Source organism: Pseudovibrio sp. Tun.PSC04-5.I4 (assembly GCF_900104145.1).
GTDB lineage: Bacteria > Pseudomonadota > Alphaproteobacteria > Rhizobiales > Stappiaceae > Pseudovibrio.
In genome coordinates this window covers 1,688,833-1,703,874 of record NZ_FNLB01000006.1, presented here as the reverse complement: position 1 = coordinate 1,703,874, position 15,042 = coordinate 1,688,833, and the positions used below count along the sequence as shown (strand labels likewise).

The following is a 15,042-nucleotide window of genomic DNA, read 5'->3' as shown; positions in this document are numbered from 1 at the left end:
AAATGAATGTGAAGAACGAGAAGATCGAAGTTCAGAACGAGACCTATGAAGTCCTGAAGCAAGCCATGATTTTCGGTCAGTGGCGCAAAAAGGGCGATGTGGTTGAAATGACCATGGATCAGGCACGCTTTCTGCTTTTGAACGAAACACTGAAGCTGAAAAAAGCACCAGCAAAAAAGCCAGTGTCTGCCAAACCTAAAGCTGCTTCAGATGCCGCTCAGGATAAGGGCGCTTAATCATATGGCCGGGTACGATTCAGTTACAGGAAAACCACTTTACGGGGATGCACGCATTGCGCAGGCCATACGCCGTCTTGTGGTGACACGCGGTGATCTGGTGATGCGCCGCCACCTGCGCTGTGATCTGCCTGACCTGATTGATACGCCGCACAATGGGGCGCAGCGGATGCTGTTTCAGGCAGCTGTGGCATCAGCCATTCATGAACATGAAACCCGCGTTGATCTTGAAGAGGTTCGGCTCATCACTCCTGAAGCTTTAACGGATCTGGATGCGGCTGAACGTGTTGCTGATGGTGAAACCCGCCTTGAGATACTGGCTCTCAGCCGGGAAACAGGCTTGCCTGTCTCGTTGAGCGAGGTGGTGCGATGAGCCGTTATGATGACATCATCGACCTGAGTAAGGTTGAGCCGCCCAAGCTGATTGAAGAGCGTGAACACACGCAGATTTTTGCTGAGATCAAAGGTCAGTACCAACTCAAATGGCCTGAATGGCAAGATGAGACTGAGTTCGAACCGGTTCGCGCTCACCTTCATGTGGATGCTCAGCTGGCGTATCAGGCAAATGCCCGGATCAACACAGCTGCCAGGGCTGCTTTGCTTGCCAGCGCAACCGGTAGCGATCTGGATGCCAAAGGCGATGGCCGGACCACGCCTCGTAAGGTTGTTCAGGCTGGTGAAGACGATGCTCCAGATGTCTTGGAAGGCGATGAAGATTACCGCGAGCGCATTCGCCTTGCGCCGGAAAGCTGGTCTACTGCTGGTCCTGAAGGAGCCTATGAATTTTGGGCAAAGAGCGTTCCTGGTGTGCGTGATGCCCGTGCTTATTCGCCAGCGCCTTGCGTTGTCGAGATCTATATTGCACCAGATGATTTGAGCGCTCCTGCAAGCGCTGCACTGCTTGCAGCTGTGAATGAGGCAGTGAGCGGAAAAGCCCGACGCCCGATCGGGGATCGCGTGAGCGTCAAGGCTGCTGAAATCCTGAACACGCCTGTCACTGCCACGTTGTACGTGCTGGCTGGCCCGAGTGTGGAGCTGCTTAAAGAAAAGGCCGCAATGCTGGCGACTGCCTATTTGCTGAGCCGCCAGAAAATCTGGAAATCGCTTTATCTTTCCAAGCTGAATGGAACATTGGCCGTGGACGGTGCCGAATATGCGAGCACCAACCTGGCTGGCGATGTTCTTGCTGCCAAACATCAGATCATTTGGGCATCATCGCTGAATGTGTCGGTGGAGGTGCTTGATGCGTGATGCCTCCTCTCTTTTACCAAAGCGTTCTGCCAGCGAGCATGACCGGCGCGTGGCCTCTGTTACGTTCTGGTCTGTTGAGATTGATCAGGCGATTGTTGATCTGCGCAAGCTGACCAATCCAGACGAGACGCCAGCACGCTATCTGCCGTTTCTTGCCTATGAGGCTTCCGTGGACTTCTGGGATGAGGAGTGGCTGGAAGATGTGAAGCGCAAGGCCATCCGGCAAAGCTACATTATCCATCGCTTCAAGGGTACAATTCACGCCATAGAAGTCGCGCTTTCGATCATTTCAGTTGAAGCAAAGCTGGTTGAGTGGTGGGAGGTTGGAGGCTCTGGTGTTCCTGGCACGTTTGAGATTACGGCCTACCCATCTGGCAAGGTTTATAACTCGCATGACTATCTGTCAGCACGGCTTCAAAAGAAGATCTGGGATGCGGTTAATCTGGCAAAGCCACTGTCCCGCCATTTCACATTCCGGCTTGGTATTCGAGCAACCACCAAGCTTACGGTTGGTATGGTGGTTTCTGACCTTTACCGCACCCGTATCATGCCGCCTTTGACCACACAGCTGAATAGCATGATGCCGCTGGGAATGGGCGCTGCTGCTTCAACTGGAGAGCGGGTGCAAATCCGCCCTTGGCGGCCAGACAGCATAGAAAGCACAGGTCCATTTTGGGCTGCTGCGATGATCCGCCCTTTGCGTTCTTCCATTTACATTTATCCGAGGCAAACATGAGTGATCCGCTTTTTTACACCCGTCTGACTGATGTGGGTTCTGCCGCGCTTAATGCTGCCATTACTGGCGGTCAGGGCATTACTATAAGTGAGTTGGCACTTGGTGATGGCAATGGGGCTGCCTATGATCCGGACGGCTCTGAGACGGTGCTGAAGAATGAGGTTTACCGCACTGCGATTACTTCCATTACGCCAGATCCGCAAAATCCGGCCTGGCTTATTATTGAGGCCATTGTGCCACCCAATGCGGGTGGTTGGTGGGTGCGTGAGGCCGGGATATTTGATGAAGATGGCAAGATGTTTGCCATTGCCAAATATCCAGAAGCTTACAAGGCCAAGTTGTCTGATGGCTCTGCAGCAACACTCACCATTCAAATCGTGCTGCAGGTAACCAACACCGATTCAATCCAACTGGTGGTTAATCCGCTCGACGGCTATGCCACGAAAGGCTGGGTGGTCTCTGCCTATCCGTGGGCCAGTGGAGTAGAGGCCAAAGATGCCAGTGTTGAAAAGAAGGTCATTGACCCGAAGCGCCTGCATCAAACCCTTGCAGAAGTAGCGGCTCCCAAGGCGCACGATCATCAGATTGCTGATGTAGTTGGGCTGGCAACAGCGCTGGCTGCCAAGTCTGGCGGTGAGCATACTCACGCTTACGGTGAGCTGGAAGACAAGCCTACGACCATGGCTGAGTTGGGCCTTGTGGATGCTTACACCAAGGTGGAGGTAGATCAGCGCATTGCCAATCTGGTGGCATCTGCTCCGGGCGCTCTCAATACACTGGATGAGCTGGCCTCAGCTCTGGGGGATAATCCCAATTTTGCAACCGAGATCCTCAATGCGGTTGGTAGCAAACTGGATGCGTCCAAGATCAGCGCGTTTTCGCTAACGGTGTTGGCTCTGACCACGTCAAGTGCCTGGCGTGAAAAGCTGGGGCTGGGGTCTGCAGCTACCAAATCAACCGACTACTTCGCCCATGCGGGTAATATAGCGGCGCTATCTGCAGCTGCTGGGGTTGGTCAAGGGTTGGGCGAAGGACAAGCCTGGTACGACGTTTCTTCTTCGCGATCCCGAAATGTAAAATACCAAAACACCTCAGGGAGGCTGATGCTTGTACAAATTTTAACGTCCAACTGTTCGGTTCAATGGTCCAAGGATGGGATCACTTGGGTGACTGTATCAAGACCCCCAAGTGGCCATTACGTCTGTGTAGTAGTGGTTGTAGCGCATGGGCATTTTTACAGAAATACGGAGGGGTATAGGCACTGCTCTGAATTCCGCTAACAACGTTCAATATAGATTAAGGGTCATACGCCAATGAGTTCTGAAAAGGGTTATTTCCATCCTGACGAAGGGTACTGGCAAACCACTGGGGAACCGGGTGAGGATATTTTAAATTCCTATCCTGACGGAACTGTTGAAGTGCCTGTCAAGCCAAACAGTGATTGTTCCTGGGACGGTACTGATTGGGTGCCTGAAGGAAAAAACCATCTCCCGGCTCAAGTTTCTGAGGAAGCGGAGCAGCGCATCATTTTAGGTACGAAGATCAACGGCATCCAGTTCAAGTGCGATACGGACAGTATCAGCCGTCTGGAAGGTTTGTTGCGCGGGTTTGAACGCGGCATAATTGGACCTGAAGGCAAAACCTACAAAACCTCCGCTGGAGTGGATTTGACCTTTACCACGCAAGAACAGGTGCAGACCGTTCTTGCTGCTGCTGATGATCACCGCGACTGGATTCTGGAGCGCTCTGCTCAGATCCAGAACATTGAGCCGATCCCAGATCCGACAGATGACGACCTTTGGGAAAAACCTGCAGCATAGCTGAGCCAACAATCACCCTTTGCAGTTTTAAGTGAGGACACCATGACGACCAATTATCACCACGGGGTACGCGCTCATGATATGACGCAGGCTCCACCTATCATCCGCGTTGGCGTGTCTGGAGAGATCGGCATCATTGGCACTGCGCCTGGTGCGGATGCAGCAAAATGGCCGCTCAATGTACCAGTTGCCATTATCGGTGATATTACAAAAGCGGCCAGTCTGGGCGCAACCGGCACACTCCCAATTGCCCTGAAGACGATCTGGAAGCAGTACGAGAAAACCTCTGGCAAACTCGTTGTGATCCGCGTCGAAGAGCTTGCTGATGCGGCTGAGCAGATCAGCGCTGTTGTTGGTGATGTGACCTTAAAGACGGGTGTTCATGCCTTCCGCTCCTCCAACACGTTGCTGGGTATTGAGCCAGACATTCTGATTGCACCAGGCTTTACCAATACCAACCCGGATGGCAATGCAAACCCTGTCGTGACTGAGCTTGCTGCGGTTGCCAAACGCTTGCGCTCGTTTGTCTATATCGACGGGCCAAACACCACGGCGACAGACGCTGTTGCCGCGCGGGACAAGTACGGCTTTGACAACGTGATGATGGTTGATAACTACATCGCGGAATGGGACACGGCCACAGATGCGGAAGTGCAGTTGCCCGGATCGATTTTGGCGGCTGGTATGCAATCCAAGATGGATCTGGAAAAGGGCTTCTGGTGGTCAGCCTCCAACAAGCCTGCCAATTGCACCGGCACTGCACGGGTGGTGGACTTCCGTTCCAATGATAGCGGCTGCGAAGCCAACTTCCTTAACTCTCACGACATCACAACGATCATCCGCGACAGCGGGTTTAGGTTGTGGGGTTCGCATACGCTGGACAAGGAAAAGCTGCTTGGCGGAACCATTGTAGGTCGCCGTGTGGCCGACAAGGTCTATGACGCGCTGGAGCGTGGTTTGATGACCTACATCGATGTGCCAACCAGCATTCAAGCCATTAAGGATATCGGCTCCAGTGGCGATGAGTTCTTACGTGGTTTGCTGCAAAAAGGTGCGCTGATTGGCTATGAGTTCAGCCTGCCTGAGGATCTCAATACCGTCTCTCAAATGGCTGATGGTGTCTTCTTTTACAAACTCAAATTCATTGAAGCTGCTGGCATCCGGGATATCGAGATCTGGGGGTACCGCACACCAGCTTTTTACGCCGAGTTCCTCAGCCGTGCAGCTGCTGTCTCCAAATTCTCTCAGGTAGCCGCTTAAGGCATAGCGCAGAAAGGGCCTCACTATGGAACAAGGACATAAGCTAGACGGGTTCACGCTTTGGATGGGGAACAATGATTACGGCGGCATTGTCACTGGCATCACCCGCCCAGAGCTTTCCCGCAACCTTCAGGAGCGTAAAACCGGTGGTCGCCGGTTCCCGGTCGGCACGTCTCATGGCTATGAGGTGCTCAAGATGACCATCAAGACCAAGGGTCTGTCCCTCAGCATGTATGACCTGCTTCTGCCGGGCAGCATTGACGGGGTGAAGTTGTTTGTGCGTGGGCACTTTGATGATGAGATGGGCAACACTTTGACATCCGTTGAGGAAGTTAGAGGCCGCGTCAAATCACCCAAAGTCATTGATGAGATGAAGGCCGATGATGACGTTGAAGGGGATATCGAGATCTGGCCAGTGTTTTACAGCTGGGAGATGGGCGGCGCTGAAAAGCTCTATATCGACGTTTTGAACGATATCATTCGCCCCGATATCATTGACGGATCACAAGCCCGCCGCGCCTCGTTAGGCCGCACCTAATCACACTATTGTGCGGGCGAGAGATTGCCCGCTTCCTCCCTCTCATTTCAATTGAAAGCAATATCATGAAAAAGCAAATTGTAACCTTAGCCAGTCCGATCACGATTAATGGAAAAGACGTCAATGAAATCACTCTTGTTCGGGAGCCAATTGGTCGCGAGCTTGGTAATTTCACACCATTTGATGTGGCTGAAGGCAATATTAAAGCACTGGCCTACGTGCTGCCAAAAATCTGTTCTCCGCACCTTCCGAGCACAGCGATTAAAGACATGAGCACAGGCAATATCATGGCAATGACCGCAGGCTTTAATCGTTTTTTCGATGGACTGGAGCCGGATGGACTTGTGAAGACGGTGGAGACGAATCCGAGCCAGACGACGACTTCGACGACCTCCCCAAGCCAGAGCGACCAGAAAGCCTAGATCAGGTTTTTTATGAAATCACCGCTGCCTTCCAATGGGGGCTGCGGGATTTGGAGGGCCTCTCCTGGGCAGATCTTTACCGTCACTGGATCAATGCCCGCGACATCTTGAAAAAACGAAAGGCGGCGATGGATGAGCAGCAATCTTAAAGCCCAGATGACCATGACTTTGCGTGATAAGTTTTCGCGCAATGGTCGCCGCCTTCGCGATTCAATGCGCGGCATTCGCAAGGATAGCCGGGAGATGGGCAAGGGCTTTAAAAGCGCTGCTCGTGATGCTGCTGAAATGGCCCGCAAAGACATTCAGGCCGCCCGCTCCAAACAAGACCTGATCAGCCAATTCAAGAAGGGCCAGAGCGCAGTTAAACAGTCACGCCTTGAATATGTGGCCGCCAAGGCCAAGATGCAGGCGCTTTCCAAAGAGATTAAGGCAGCTGAGAAACCATCAAAGAAGCTTCAGGCCGCTTTCAAAAAAGCCAGGCAAGATACAGACCGACTGGGCCGCGCTTTCAAGCAAACCACGCAGAGCGCTCAGAAGCATAAATCAGCAATGAGTGAGGCTGGCATTAAGGTCAATCGCCTTGCTGAGACAGAGCGTAAATTGTCCAGCCGCATTGATAGCGCCACGCGTGAAATGAACGAGCAGACACAGGCTGTGCGCAGGCAGGCAGCTGAGTATCAAAAACTTGAGCGCCGCAAACAAGCTGTTTTACGTCTGACCAATCGGGAACGCCAGCGCCGGGACAGTCGCATGGTGCGCGGGGCAGCGGTTGGTGCTGCTGGTGTGGGCGGCATGCTGGCAGGTCGCCAATTGGCGCGTCCAGTGACAAGCGCTGTGGTTCAGTTTGCCGGGTTCGAAGAGCAGATGGATTCAGTTGCAGCTGTCACCCGGATTGACCAGAGCAGCAGCCAATATAAAGACCTGAGCAATCTGGCACGCAAGCTGGGAGCTACCACCAGTTACAGCGCCATTGAAGCGGCGCAAGGCATGAACTTCCTTGCCATGGCAGGCATGGGCCCGGAGGCTATTCAAACGGCTATGGCCGATGTGTTAAACCTTGCCAAGGCAACCAAGACAGATCTGGCAGGCACTGCCGATATCAGTTCCAACATTCTTTCAGGCTTTGGGCTGGACCCTGCGGACATGACCCGTGTGGCCGATGTTTTAACGGCCACGACCACCCGCGCTAATGTGGACTTGACCATGTTGGGGGAGAGCATGAAATACGCTGCACCCGTTGCAAAGCAGTTGGGCGTGAGCCTGGAAGAAACGGCTGCCATGGCTGGGTTGCTTGGTAATGTTGGTATTCAAGGCTCTATGGCAGGCACCGCGTTGCGTACCATTTACACCCGCCTTGCAGCACCGGCAAAACGAGGTAAAAAAGCCTTACGCGAGTTGAGTGTAGAAACCAGAGATGCCGCTGGCAACCTGCGCTCTGTGCCTGATGTACTTTTAGATATAGCCAAAGCCACGCAGAAAATGGGGTCTGGTAAACGAGCCCAGATTTTTAAAGATATCGCAGGCGCTGAAGCTGGATCAGCGTTTGCCGCACTGCTGGATGCCAAAGGTTATGCTGTCTTTGAGACGCTTCTGGCTGACCTGCAGGACGTGAACGGGGAAGCCAAACGAGTTGCTACTCAAATGGGGGACAATCTCATGGGAGATTGGTTGGGCTTTAAGTCCTCGGTCTCCGAGGTCGCGTTGATTTTTGGTGGTGCTCTAAATCCTATTTTACGCGACACAGTGCAATCCATGACACGCATGGCGCGAGGCATGGGTGAGTGGTTAAAAGAACACCCCAATGTCACCAAGGCCATTGGATTTACAGTTGCAGCCTTGGCTGGTTTTTTGATCGTTGGCGGTGGGCTGCTCGCCTTTATGGGAACGGCTATTGCTTTGGCGGCACCGATGCGCTTCGGTCTGTTTATGATGGGGTTGAGTGCCAGGACAGGTGCTGGCCGTATTGGACTGATTGGTCGCGCCATCCGCATGCTCAATCCGATCAGATGGGCGATGCTTATTCCCAAGCTTGCATGGCGTTTGTTTGTGACGCCGTTAAAGTGGCTTTCGTTTATCACACGGTTCGGCTGGCGGATGTTTGTGGGTGGTTTGCGGTGGGCAAGCTTCATCCCGAAGATTGGCTGGCGTGGCCTTCTGACCGGCTTTCGCTGGTTGTCCTTCCTGCCAAAACTCTCATGGCGGTTGCTCATCCCTGTGCTCAAATGGACTGCAAGGCTTATTCCGGGAATTGGCTGGGCTGTCACGCTTGGACTGTTGGCGTGGGATTTGATCATCAAGCCACTTGGCTGGGATAAGTATCTGCCGAGCATTGAGTGGTCTGAGGTTTTTGGTGCCTTCAGCTGGGATGGTTGGATGCCCAAGGTTGATTGGGGCATGTTGTTTGGTGCGGTGAAGTGGCCCGATGAATTGACTGGCTTTGACTGGAAATCCTTTATCAGTGATATCGATTGGGTAAACATTCTGCTCTTTGGTCTGCCTGGTGCAGTCAATGAGGTCGTGAAAGCCTTCACCGGCATTGATCTGTTTGAGATGGGCGCAAGTGCCATCAAGTCCCTTTGGAATGGTATGTCCTCCATGGTGGGGCAGATGGTGGCTGACATCAAAGCCAGCATGACCGGAATGCTACCCGATTGGGCAACTGAGTATCTGGGCATTGGAGGTGGAGCCGACAAGTCTGGCGGCAAAGTGCAAGCGCGCGCGTCTGGTGGCTCATATCGCTCTGGCCCGCTGTTGGTGGGCGAGCGAGGGCCGGAACTGAAATACTCCAGCCAGAGCGGTTATATCGCCCACAACGACAATTTGAAACGCATGGTGAGGATGTCAGATCGCATTCGCCGCGTAGCCCGTATTGGAGCTGTGGCAGGAGCGATTGCGGCACCGATGCCTTCAGTGGCAGCCGCTCAGGTTCTGCCGGAGATGTCAGCACAAGCTGGACCAGCTGCGGCCGCAGGATCTGGAATCACTGTCTCCGTTCAGATCGGCAATATTACCGCCAATGATAATGACATCGAGGCTCGTATTCAGCAGGCTATTCAACAAGGCGTGCAGCAAGGAATTGAGGCTGCCATGGGTGGCTCAATGAGCCGATTGTCTGATTGAGGAATATGAGAAATGTCTAAACCGCTTGCCGCACTGGGCATGTTCATCTTCTCGCCTGATACCGGTTCTTTTGAAGAGCTGGAACGGCGCTGGAAGTTTATATGGGCAAAGCCCGATCCAATTGGAGGGCCGCCAGTTAAGCAATGGATGGGACCAGGAGACCAGACGCTGATCATCAAGGGTGGGATCTGGCCGGAGATCCAGCCATCAGGGTCATGGAAAATGGAAGCCATTGCAGCGCGTGCCGGATCAGGTCAGCCCATGACCCTTATTTTAAGTTCTGGCCGTGTGCTTGGGCGTTGGTGTGTGGAGGAGATCTTCAAGAAGGAAACTGAGTTTGTGAATGCAGGCCCAGGCACGGCCATGGAGTTCTCAATCAATCTGAGCCGCTATTCAGGAGCAAGTTCACTATGGCCGTTTTAAAACGAGCAATCCGAGGTGATACCGTTGAGAGTATGATCATGGACCACTATGGCAAGCAGAGTGATGAGCTGCTTGATCTGGTGATGAAGCAAGAGCAAAACAAGCACCTCAGCGCTCCTGATGCACCTATTGTTTTGGATAGGAGTGTGCAGGTCTATATGCCGGATGCGCCAGCCAGTGAAAAGCCTCGATCTGTTACCTCTGATATAAACTTGTGGGATTGAAATGAACCTGTTTGTCTCCATTGATGGCAACGATGTCACTGGTTTTTTGCAGAACCTACTCAGTGACAAAGGGGCATCTGCTCTGATCGATCTTCAGGTTGATGATGAAGCTGGCGGTAAGTCTGACAAGGTAACGTTGAAGCTGGTTCGTAACAACCAGATCGCTTTGCCACCCAAGGGTGCCCAAATTGTCGTTATGTTGCCCAATGCTGCTGGCGCGTTGATGCCCATGGGAACCTTTTACAGCGATGCACCCAAAACCTCAGGAAGCAAGCAAGGCGGTCATTTGATGACCCTTTGCGGAACCGCTGCTGATATGGGCGGCACCTTGAAGGAAAAGCGTACACAAAGCTATGACAGCACTACGCTCAAGAAGGTTGTTGAGACAGTTGCTGGCCGTCATTCATTGGAACCTGTTGTGAGCAAGAACCTTGCCTCTATTGCCGTGCCTCACAAGGACCAGACCAATGTCAGCGATATGCACTTTCTGACCGAATGGGCAAAAGAGCTGGGAGCCATCTTTAAGCCCATTGAGAAGAAGTTGCTGTTCGTTGAGAAAGGCACAGTCAAGTCTGCGTCCGGGGCCTCATTACCTGTATTGAAACCTGTCGCCACTCAAATTCTGGACTATGAATGGCAGGGCAGCCAGCGCACCGAGTACAAAGCTGTAAAGGCGGCTTATCACGATCAAGACAAAGCTACTCGCCTTTATGCTGAAGCTGGAAGTGGAGAGCCTGTTCACACGCTTTGCAAGACCTTCGCAAGCAAGGCTGAAGCACAGAAGGCAGCAGGTGCGGCCTTGAAGGATGGGATCGCTGGAGCAGAGACAGCCAGTGTCACCATAGTTGGAGATGCAAGCGCACGGGCTGAGGGGGCGATTCTCTTGCCACCTGTGCAACCCGAGATGGCTGGCGAATGGAGTATTCGAAAAGCCTCACATGGCGTTCGAAAGGCCGTCGGATACACTTCGAAGCTGGAGCTGGAGAGGGTTCGAAGCTAGTTCTTCGAAGGTGGGAGTGGAGCGGGAAGAAAATGAGAATTCGCGCTTCACGCCCTTATAGGGCGAAAAGACCCCTAAAACCGTAGTGTTCCAAGTTCAAGTGTCCCGTACTCCAAATCGAAGTGTCCCGCTTCATCCGACTTCGTTACTTAAACAGATCATTAACCATCCGCTCAACCACACCAAATTGGGGGTTGTTTGAATGAGAACATTAGTGGAACATAACGAATACAAATGGAGTTCAAATTAGAGATGCTCGATATGACATACATTCTTCGTGAAGCCGCCGCTTTTGGTTCAATCGTTCTTTTTACTAGCAGTTGTCTAATGTGGGGAGATGCTCTTGCTGGGATGTTGCCATAAATTCTGTACCTAGAATGGCGTGGAGAGGTTTGGAAACTCGGGATAACCAGTGGTGTGATTTGTTCGAGAATTGCATTTTACTTTTAGCTCCTTCAAATGGAGTGTTACTGTTGCGTACACCCTGCGAACTAAAAGGTTCAAAATGTCCTCTCCCGGCTTTGTCCATCTTCGCGTTCATTCCGCTTTTTCCCTGCTTGAGGGCGCTCTTCCTGTCGGGAAGCTGATTGATCTGGCTTCCCAAGATGAGCAGCCTGCAATCGCAGTTACGGATAGCGGGAACCTTTTTGGTGCGCTGGAGTTTTCGGAAAAAGCGTTCGGGGCTGGCCTTCAACCCATAATCGGGTGCCAGGTCTGCGTGAACTTTGACGATCAGCCAGACGTGGTCGGCGATGAAGCTGTCAGTAATCTTGTTCTTCTTGCTGTAAATGAGGAGGGCTATGAAAATCTGATGGATTTGGTGTCCAGGTCGTTTCTGGATACGGAGCCGGGCCTCAAAGCAAATGTTCCCCTTGCGGGTGTGCTGCATAAATCTGCCGGTCTTATTGTTTTAACTGGAGCAAGTGACGGGCCAATCAACTCGCTGTTGCAGGAAGGTGATTTTGAGCTTGCCAAAGCGCGGCTGGAGTTGTTGCAATATACCTTTGGCGATCGCCTCTACGTGGAGTTGCAGCGCCATAATATGAAGGGTGAGGAAGATGTTGAGTCTGATCTCCTGAACCTTGCCTACTCGTTGAGTATTCCTATTGTTGCAACCAATGAAGCTTTCTTCCCTAATCCGGATGATTACGAGGCACATGATGCGCTTATCGCTATCTCTGAAGGTCGGGTTATCATTGAAACTGACCGCCGGCAATTAACACCAGATCATTGTTTTAAGTCTCGTCACCAGATGATGGACCTGTTCTCCGATCTTCCTGAGGCGTTAGAGAACTCTGTCAATATCGCACGGCGGTGTCATTATAGGCCCTTGAAACGTGCCCCGATTTTGCCGCGCTTTGCTGGGGCCGATGCTGACGGTGAAGAGGCGGAACGTGTTGAGTCGGACGAGTTGAGCCGTCAGGCTAAGGAAGGTTTACGTGCGCGTCTGGACCTTCATGGTCTGGCGCCAGATCTTGAGGAAAAAGACTACTGGGATCGGCTAGACTACGAGCTTTCTATTATTATCCGGATGAAGTTTCCCGGTTACTTCCTTATCGTTGCTGACTTCATCAAATGGGCCAAAGGGCAGGATATTCCAGTTGGGCCAGGTCGTGGGTCCGGTGCGGGATCGCTCGTTGCGTGGTCGTTGACGATTACAGATCTGGACCCTATGCGGTTCTCGTTGCTGTTTGAGCGTTTCCTTAATCCAGACCGTGTTTCCATGCCGGATTTTGATATTGATTTTTGCCAGAACAGGCGAGAAGAAGTGATCCGGTATGTACAACGCAAGTATGGTCGTGAGCAGGTTGCGCAGATTATCACCTTTGGAACACTTCAGGCGAAAGCTGTGTTGCGGGATGTCGGGCGTGTTTTGCAGATGCCATATGGTCAGGTGGATCGGTTGAGTAAGCTGGTTCCTGGGAATCCGGCCAACCCAGTAACCTTGAGTGAAGCGTTGGAGCAAGAGCCTCGACTGCGAGAAGCGACCAAGCAAGAAGAGGTTGTTGACCGCCTTTTGAAAATTGGGCAAAAACTTGAGGGACTTTATCGTCACGCATCAACCCACGCGGCTGGTGTTGTGATTGGAGATCGTCCGCTTGAGCAGCTTGTTCCGCTCTACCGTGATCCTCGATCCGATATGCCTGTTGCTCAATTCAATATGAAGTGGGTTGAAGCTGCTGGTCTTGTTAAGTTTGACTTTTTGGGCCTGAAAACGCTGACTGTGATTGATACTGCTGTGACGCATATCAAAAAACGCGGTATCACTGTTAAAATTGATGAAATCCCCATTGATGATCCAGCCACCTACAAAATGCTTGCAGCCAGTGAGACGGTTGGCGTGTTCCAGCTTGAAAGTCAGGGAATGCGCCGCGCTATTGCAGGCATGCGGCCTGATCGGTTCGAAGATATTATTGCGCTGGTTGCGCTTTATCGTCCGGGCCCGATGGACAATATCCCGATTTACAATGCGGTAAAGCATGGAGAGCAAGAACCGGATTATCTTCATCCGCTCCTTAAGCCAATCCTGATTGAGACAAACGGTATTATTGTCTATCAGGAACAGGTGATGCAGATCGCACAGGTGCTTTCTGGTTACTCTCTTGGTGAAGCGGATTTGTTGCGCCGTGCTATGGGTAAAAAGATTGCCGCTGAAATGGAAATTCAGCGCGCACGCTTTGTCGAGGGTGCGGTTGCGCAGCAGGTCAATAAAGATCAGGCCGGGATGATCTACGACCTTGTTGCCAAGTTTGCGAACTATGGCTTCAACAAGTCACATGCTGCTGCTTACGCGTTGGTGGCCTATCAAACAGCTTGGCTTAAATCGAATTATCCCGTTGAATTCCTAGCCGGTATTATGACGCTTGATCTTGGCAATACGGATAAGTTGAGTGACTTTCGTCAGGAAGCCGTGCGTATGGGCATTGAGGTGGTGCCGCCTTCTGTTAATTTGTCTGGTGCGCATTTTGAGGTGCAGGATGGCAAAATCCTTTATGCAATGGGCGCTATCAAGGGTGTTGGTGAGCACGCCGTTGAACATATTGTTGAGGCGCGTGGTGATAAGCCTTTCAAAGATTTGGCGGATTTTGCGACCCGTATTAGCCCGAAGGTTCTGAATAGACGTACGATTGAAAATCTCATCGCAGCCGGGGCTTTTGATGGATTGAATTCGAACCGTGCCCAATTGATGGATGGTTTGGATCGCATAATCGGGATGGCGCAGCGTACTGAAGAGAATAAGAAACTCGGGCAGAATGATTTCTTCGGAGGAGGGGCTACTCCTGAACCGTTGATCTTGAATCCCGCTGATCCATGGCTGCCATCAGAGCAGTTGCAAAAAGAGTACGCAGCAGTTGGATTTTATCTTTCCGCCCATCCTCTGGATGAATACCGTGAGCTGTTTTCCAAGCTTCGCGTTCAGCTCTGGAAGGATTTTGAACGTTCTGTGAAAGCAGGTTCCTCTGCTGGTCGTCTTGCCGGAACAGTAACAGCTAAACAAGAACGTAAGACGCGTACAGGCAATCAAATGGGGATTGTCCGTATTTCTGATCCGACTGGTCAATATGAGGCTGTCCTGTTTTCTGAAAGCCTGAATCAGTATCGTGACTTGCTTGAGCCCGGGCAGTCAGTTGTTCTGTTGGTGCAAGCTGATATGCGTGATGACGAAGTGAGTGTTCGAATTCAGCAGGTTGAGCCATTGGAGAAGGTCGCGGGTAGAGTGCATCGCACGCTGCGTATTTTCCTTGGGTCGGCTGATCCAATTCAAAGCCTGCAACGGCAATTACGCCGTGGTGGTGATGGAGAGGTGAGCTGCGTTGTGCTGCTGGATAACGGTCAGCGTGAGGTGGAAGTTAAACTTCCGGGTAACTATCAGCTTTCCCCGCAATTGTCGGGCGCTCTTAAAACTCTTCCTGGGGTTATGGACGTGCAGATGTCCTAAGTAGATCCGAGTCGCTGTATTATTCTTTTGAAACCCCGCTGAAGTAAATTTAGCGGGGTTTCTCGTTTCCAT

14 protein-coding genes are annotated in these 15,042 nt (G+C 52.1%); all 14 read left to right on the top strand.

Features of this window, described 5'->3' with window-relative positions:
* Positions 1-2: 2 nt before the first annotated feature.
* Positions 3-236 (top strand): hypothetical protein, encoded by a 234-nt coding sequence (locus BLS62_RS12890; RefSeq protein WP_143521553.1) that lies wholly within the window; start codon positions 3-5, stop codon positions 234-236.
* Positions 237-240: 4 nt separating this feature from the next.
* Positions 241-609, top strand: a complete 369-nt coding sequence (locus BLS62_RS12885) for a GPW/gp25 family protein (protein ID WP_093181365.1) — start codon at positions 241-243, stop codon at positions 607-609.
* Positions 606-1,487: a baseplate assembly protein gene (locus tag BLS62_RS12880; protein WP_093181364.1), complete on the top strand. Its 882-nt coding sequence runs from the start codon at positions 606-608 to the stop codon at positions 1,485-1,487. The genes BLS62_RS12885 and BLS62_RS12880 overlap by 4 nt, the downstream gene beginning before the upstream one ends.
* Complete coding sequence (locus tag BLS62_RS12875) at positions 1,480-2,223, top strand: phage tail protein I (protein ID WP_159436534.1); 744 nt, start codon at positions 1,480-1,482, stop codon at positions 2,221-2,223. Before BLS62_RS12880 ends, BLS62_RS12875 begins: the two co-directional genes overlap by 8 nt.
* On the top strand, positions 2,220-3,503 hold the full coding sequence (locus BLS62_RS12870) for a phage tail protein (protein ID WP_093181362.1): 1,284 nt from the start codon (positions 2,220-2,222) through the stop codon (positions 3,501-3,503). Before BLS62_RS12875 ends, BLS62_RS12870 begins: the two co-directional genes overlap by 4 nt.
* A gap of 33 nt (positions 3,504-3,536) precedes the next feature.
* The gene (locus tag BLS62_RS12865) at positions 3,537-4,043 is read left to right on the top strand and encodes a DUF4376 domain-containing protein (RefSeq protein WP_093181354.1); all 507 of its coding nucleotides are present in this window, start codon (positions 3,537-3,539) and stop codon (positions 4,041-4,043) included.
* Between the two features lie 42 nt (positions 4,044-4,085).
* Positions 4,086-5,303 (top strand): phage tail sheath subtilisin-like domain-containing protein, encoded by a 1,218-nt coding sequence (locus BLS62_RS12860; RefSeq protein WP_093181351.1) that lies wholly within the window; start codon positions 4,086-4,088, stop codon positions 5,301-5,303.
* Positions 5,304-5,328: 25 nt separating this feature from the next.
* Positions 5,329-5,841 carry a phage major tail tube protein gene (locus BLS62_RS12855; protein ID WP_093181350.1) on the top strand — a complete coding sequence of 171 codons (513 nt, stop codon included), beginning with the start codon at positions 5,329-5,331 and terminating at the stop codon, positions 5,839-5,841.
* A 65-nt stretch (positions 5,842-5,906) separates the two neighbouring features.
* Positions 5,907-6,263, top strand: coding sequence for a phage tail assembly protein (locus tag BLS62_RS12850; RefSeq protein ID WP_093181349.1), 357 nt, complete (start codon positions 5,907-5,909; stop codon positions 6,261-6,263).
* Between the two features lie 132 nt (positions 6,264-6,395).
* The gene (locus tag BLS62_RS12845; protein WP_093181348.1) at positions 6,396-9,383 is read left to right on the top strand and encodes a phage tail tape measure protein; all 2,988 of its coding nucleotides are present in this window, start codon (positions 6,396-6,398) and stop codon (positions 9,381-9,383) included.
* 12 nt (positions 9,384-9,395) lie between these two features.
* Entirely contained in the window at positions 9,396-9,806 is a 411-nt protein-coding gene (locus BLS62_RS12840; RefSeq protein ID WP_093181347.1) for a phage tail protein, read from the top strand.
* Positions 9,794-10,030 (top strand): tail protein X, encoded by a 237-nt coding sequence (locus tag BLS62_RS12835; RefSeq protein ID WP_093181346.1) that lies wholly within the window; start codon positions 9,794-9,796, stop codon positions 10,028-10,030. The genes BLS62_RS12840 and BLS62_RS12835 overlap by 13 nt, the downstream gene beginning before the upstream one ends.
* A 1-nt stretch (position 10,031) precedes the next feature.
* Entirely contained in the window at positions 10,032-11,030 is a 999-nt protein-coding gene (locus BLS62_RS12830) for a contractile injection system protein, VgrG/Pvc8 family (protein ID WP_093181330.1), read from the top strand.
* Positions 11,031-11,535: 505 nt separating this feature from the next.
* Entirely contained in the window at positions 11,536-14,970 is a 3,435-nt protein-coding gene (gene dnaE / locus BLS62_RS12825; RefSeq protein ID WP_093181328.1) for a DNA polymerase III subunit alpha, read from the top strand.
* The last annotated feature ends 72 nt before the right edge of the window (positions 14,971-15,042 follow it).

Excerpts from the sequence above, each read along its gene's own strand:
- BLS62_RS12890 (WP_143521553.1), top strand. The coding sequence starts at position 3 with ATGAATGTGAAGAACGAGAAGATCGAAGTTCAGAACGAGACCTATGAA.
- BLS62_RS12885 (WP_093181365.1), top strand. The coding sequence starts at position 241 with ATGGCCGGGTACGATTCAGTTACAGGAAAACCACTTTACGGGGATGCA.
- BLS62_RS12880 (WP_093181364.1), top strand. The coding sequence starts at position 606 with ATGAGCCGTTATGATGACATCATCGACCTGAGTAAGGTTGAGCCGCCC.
- BLS62_RS12875 (WP_159436534.1), top strand. The coding sequence starts at position 1,480 with ATGCGTGATGCCTCCTCTCTTTTACCAAAGCGTTCTGCCAGCGAGCAT.
- BLS62_RS12870 (WP_093181362.1), top strand. The coding sequence starts at position 2,220 with ATGAGTGATCCGCTTTTTTACACCCGTCTGACTGATGTGGGTTCTGCC.
- BLS62_RS12865 (WP_093181354.1), top strand. The coding sequence starts at position 3,537 with ATGAGTTCTGAAAAGGGTTATTTCCATCCTGACGAAGGGTACTGGCAA.
- BLS62_RS12860 (WP_093181351.1), top strand. The coding sequence starts at position 4,086 with ATGACGACCAATTATCACCACGGGGTACGCGCTCATGATATGACGCAG.
- BLS62_RS12855 (WP_093181350.1), top strand. The coding sequence starts at position 5,329 with ATGGAACAAGGACATAAGCTAGACGGGTTCACGCTTTGGATGGGGAAC.
- BLS62_RS12850 (WP_093181349.1), top strand. The coding sequence starts at position 5,907 with ATGAAAAAGCAAATTGTAACCTTAGCCAGTCCGATCACGATTAATGGA.
- BLS62_RS12845 (WP_093181348.1), top strand. The coding sequence starts at position 6,396 with ATGAGCAGCAATCTTAAAGCCCAGATGACCATGACTTTGCGTGATAAG.
- BLS62_RS12840 (WP_093181347.1), top strand. The coding sequence starts at position 9,396 with ATGTCTAAACCGCTTGCCGCACTGGGCATGTTCATCTTCTCGCCTGAT.
- BLS62_RS12835 (WP_093181346.1), top strand. The coding sequence starts at position 9,794 with ATGGCCGTTTTAAAACGAGCAATCCGAGGTGATACCGTTGAGAGTATG.
- BLS62_RS12830 (WP_093181330.1), top strand. The coding sequence starts at position 10,032 with ATGAACCTGTTTGTCTCCATTGATGGCAACGATGTCACTGGTTTTTTG.
- dnaE (WP_093181328.1), top strand. The coding sequence starts at position 11,536 with ATGTCCTCTCCCGGCTTTGTCCATCTTCGCGTTCATTCCGCTTTTTCC.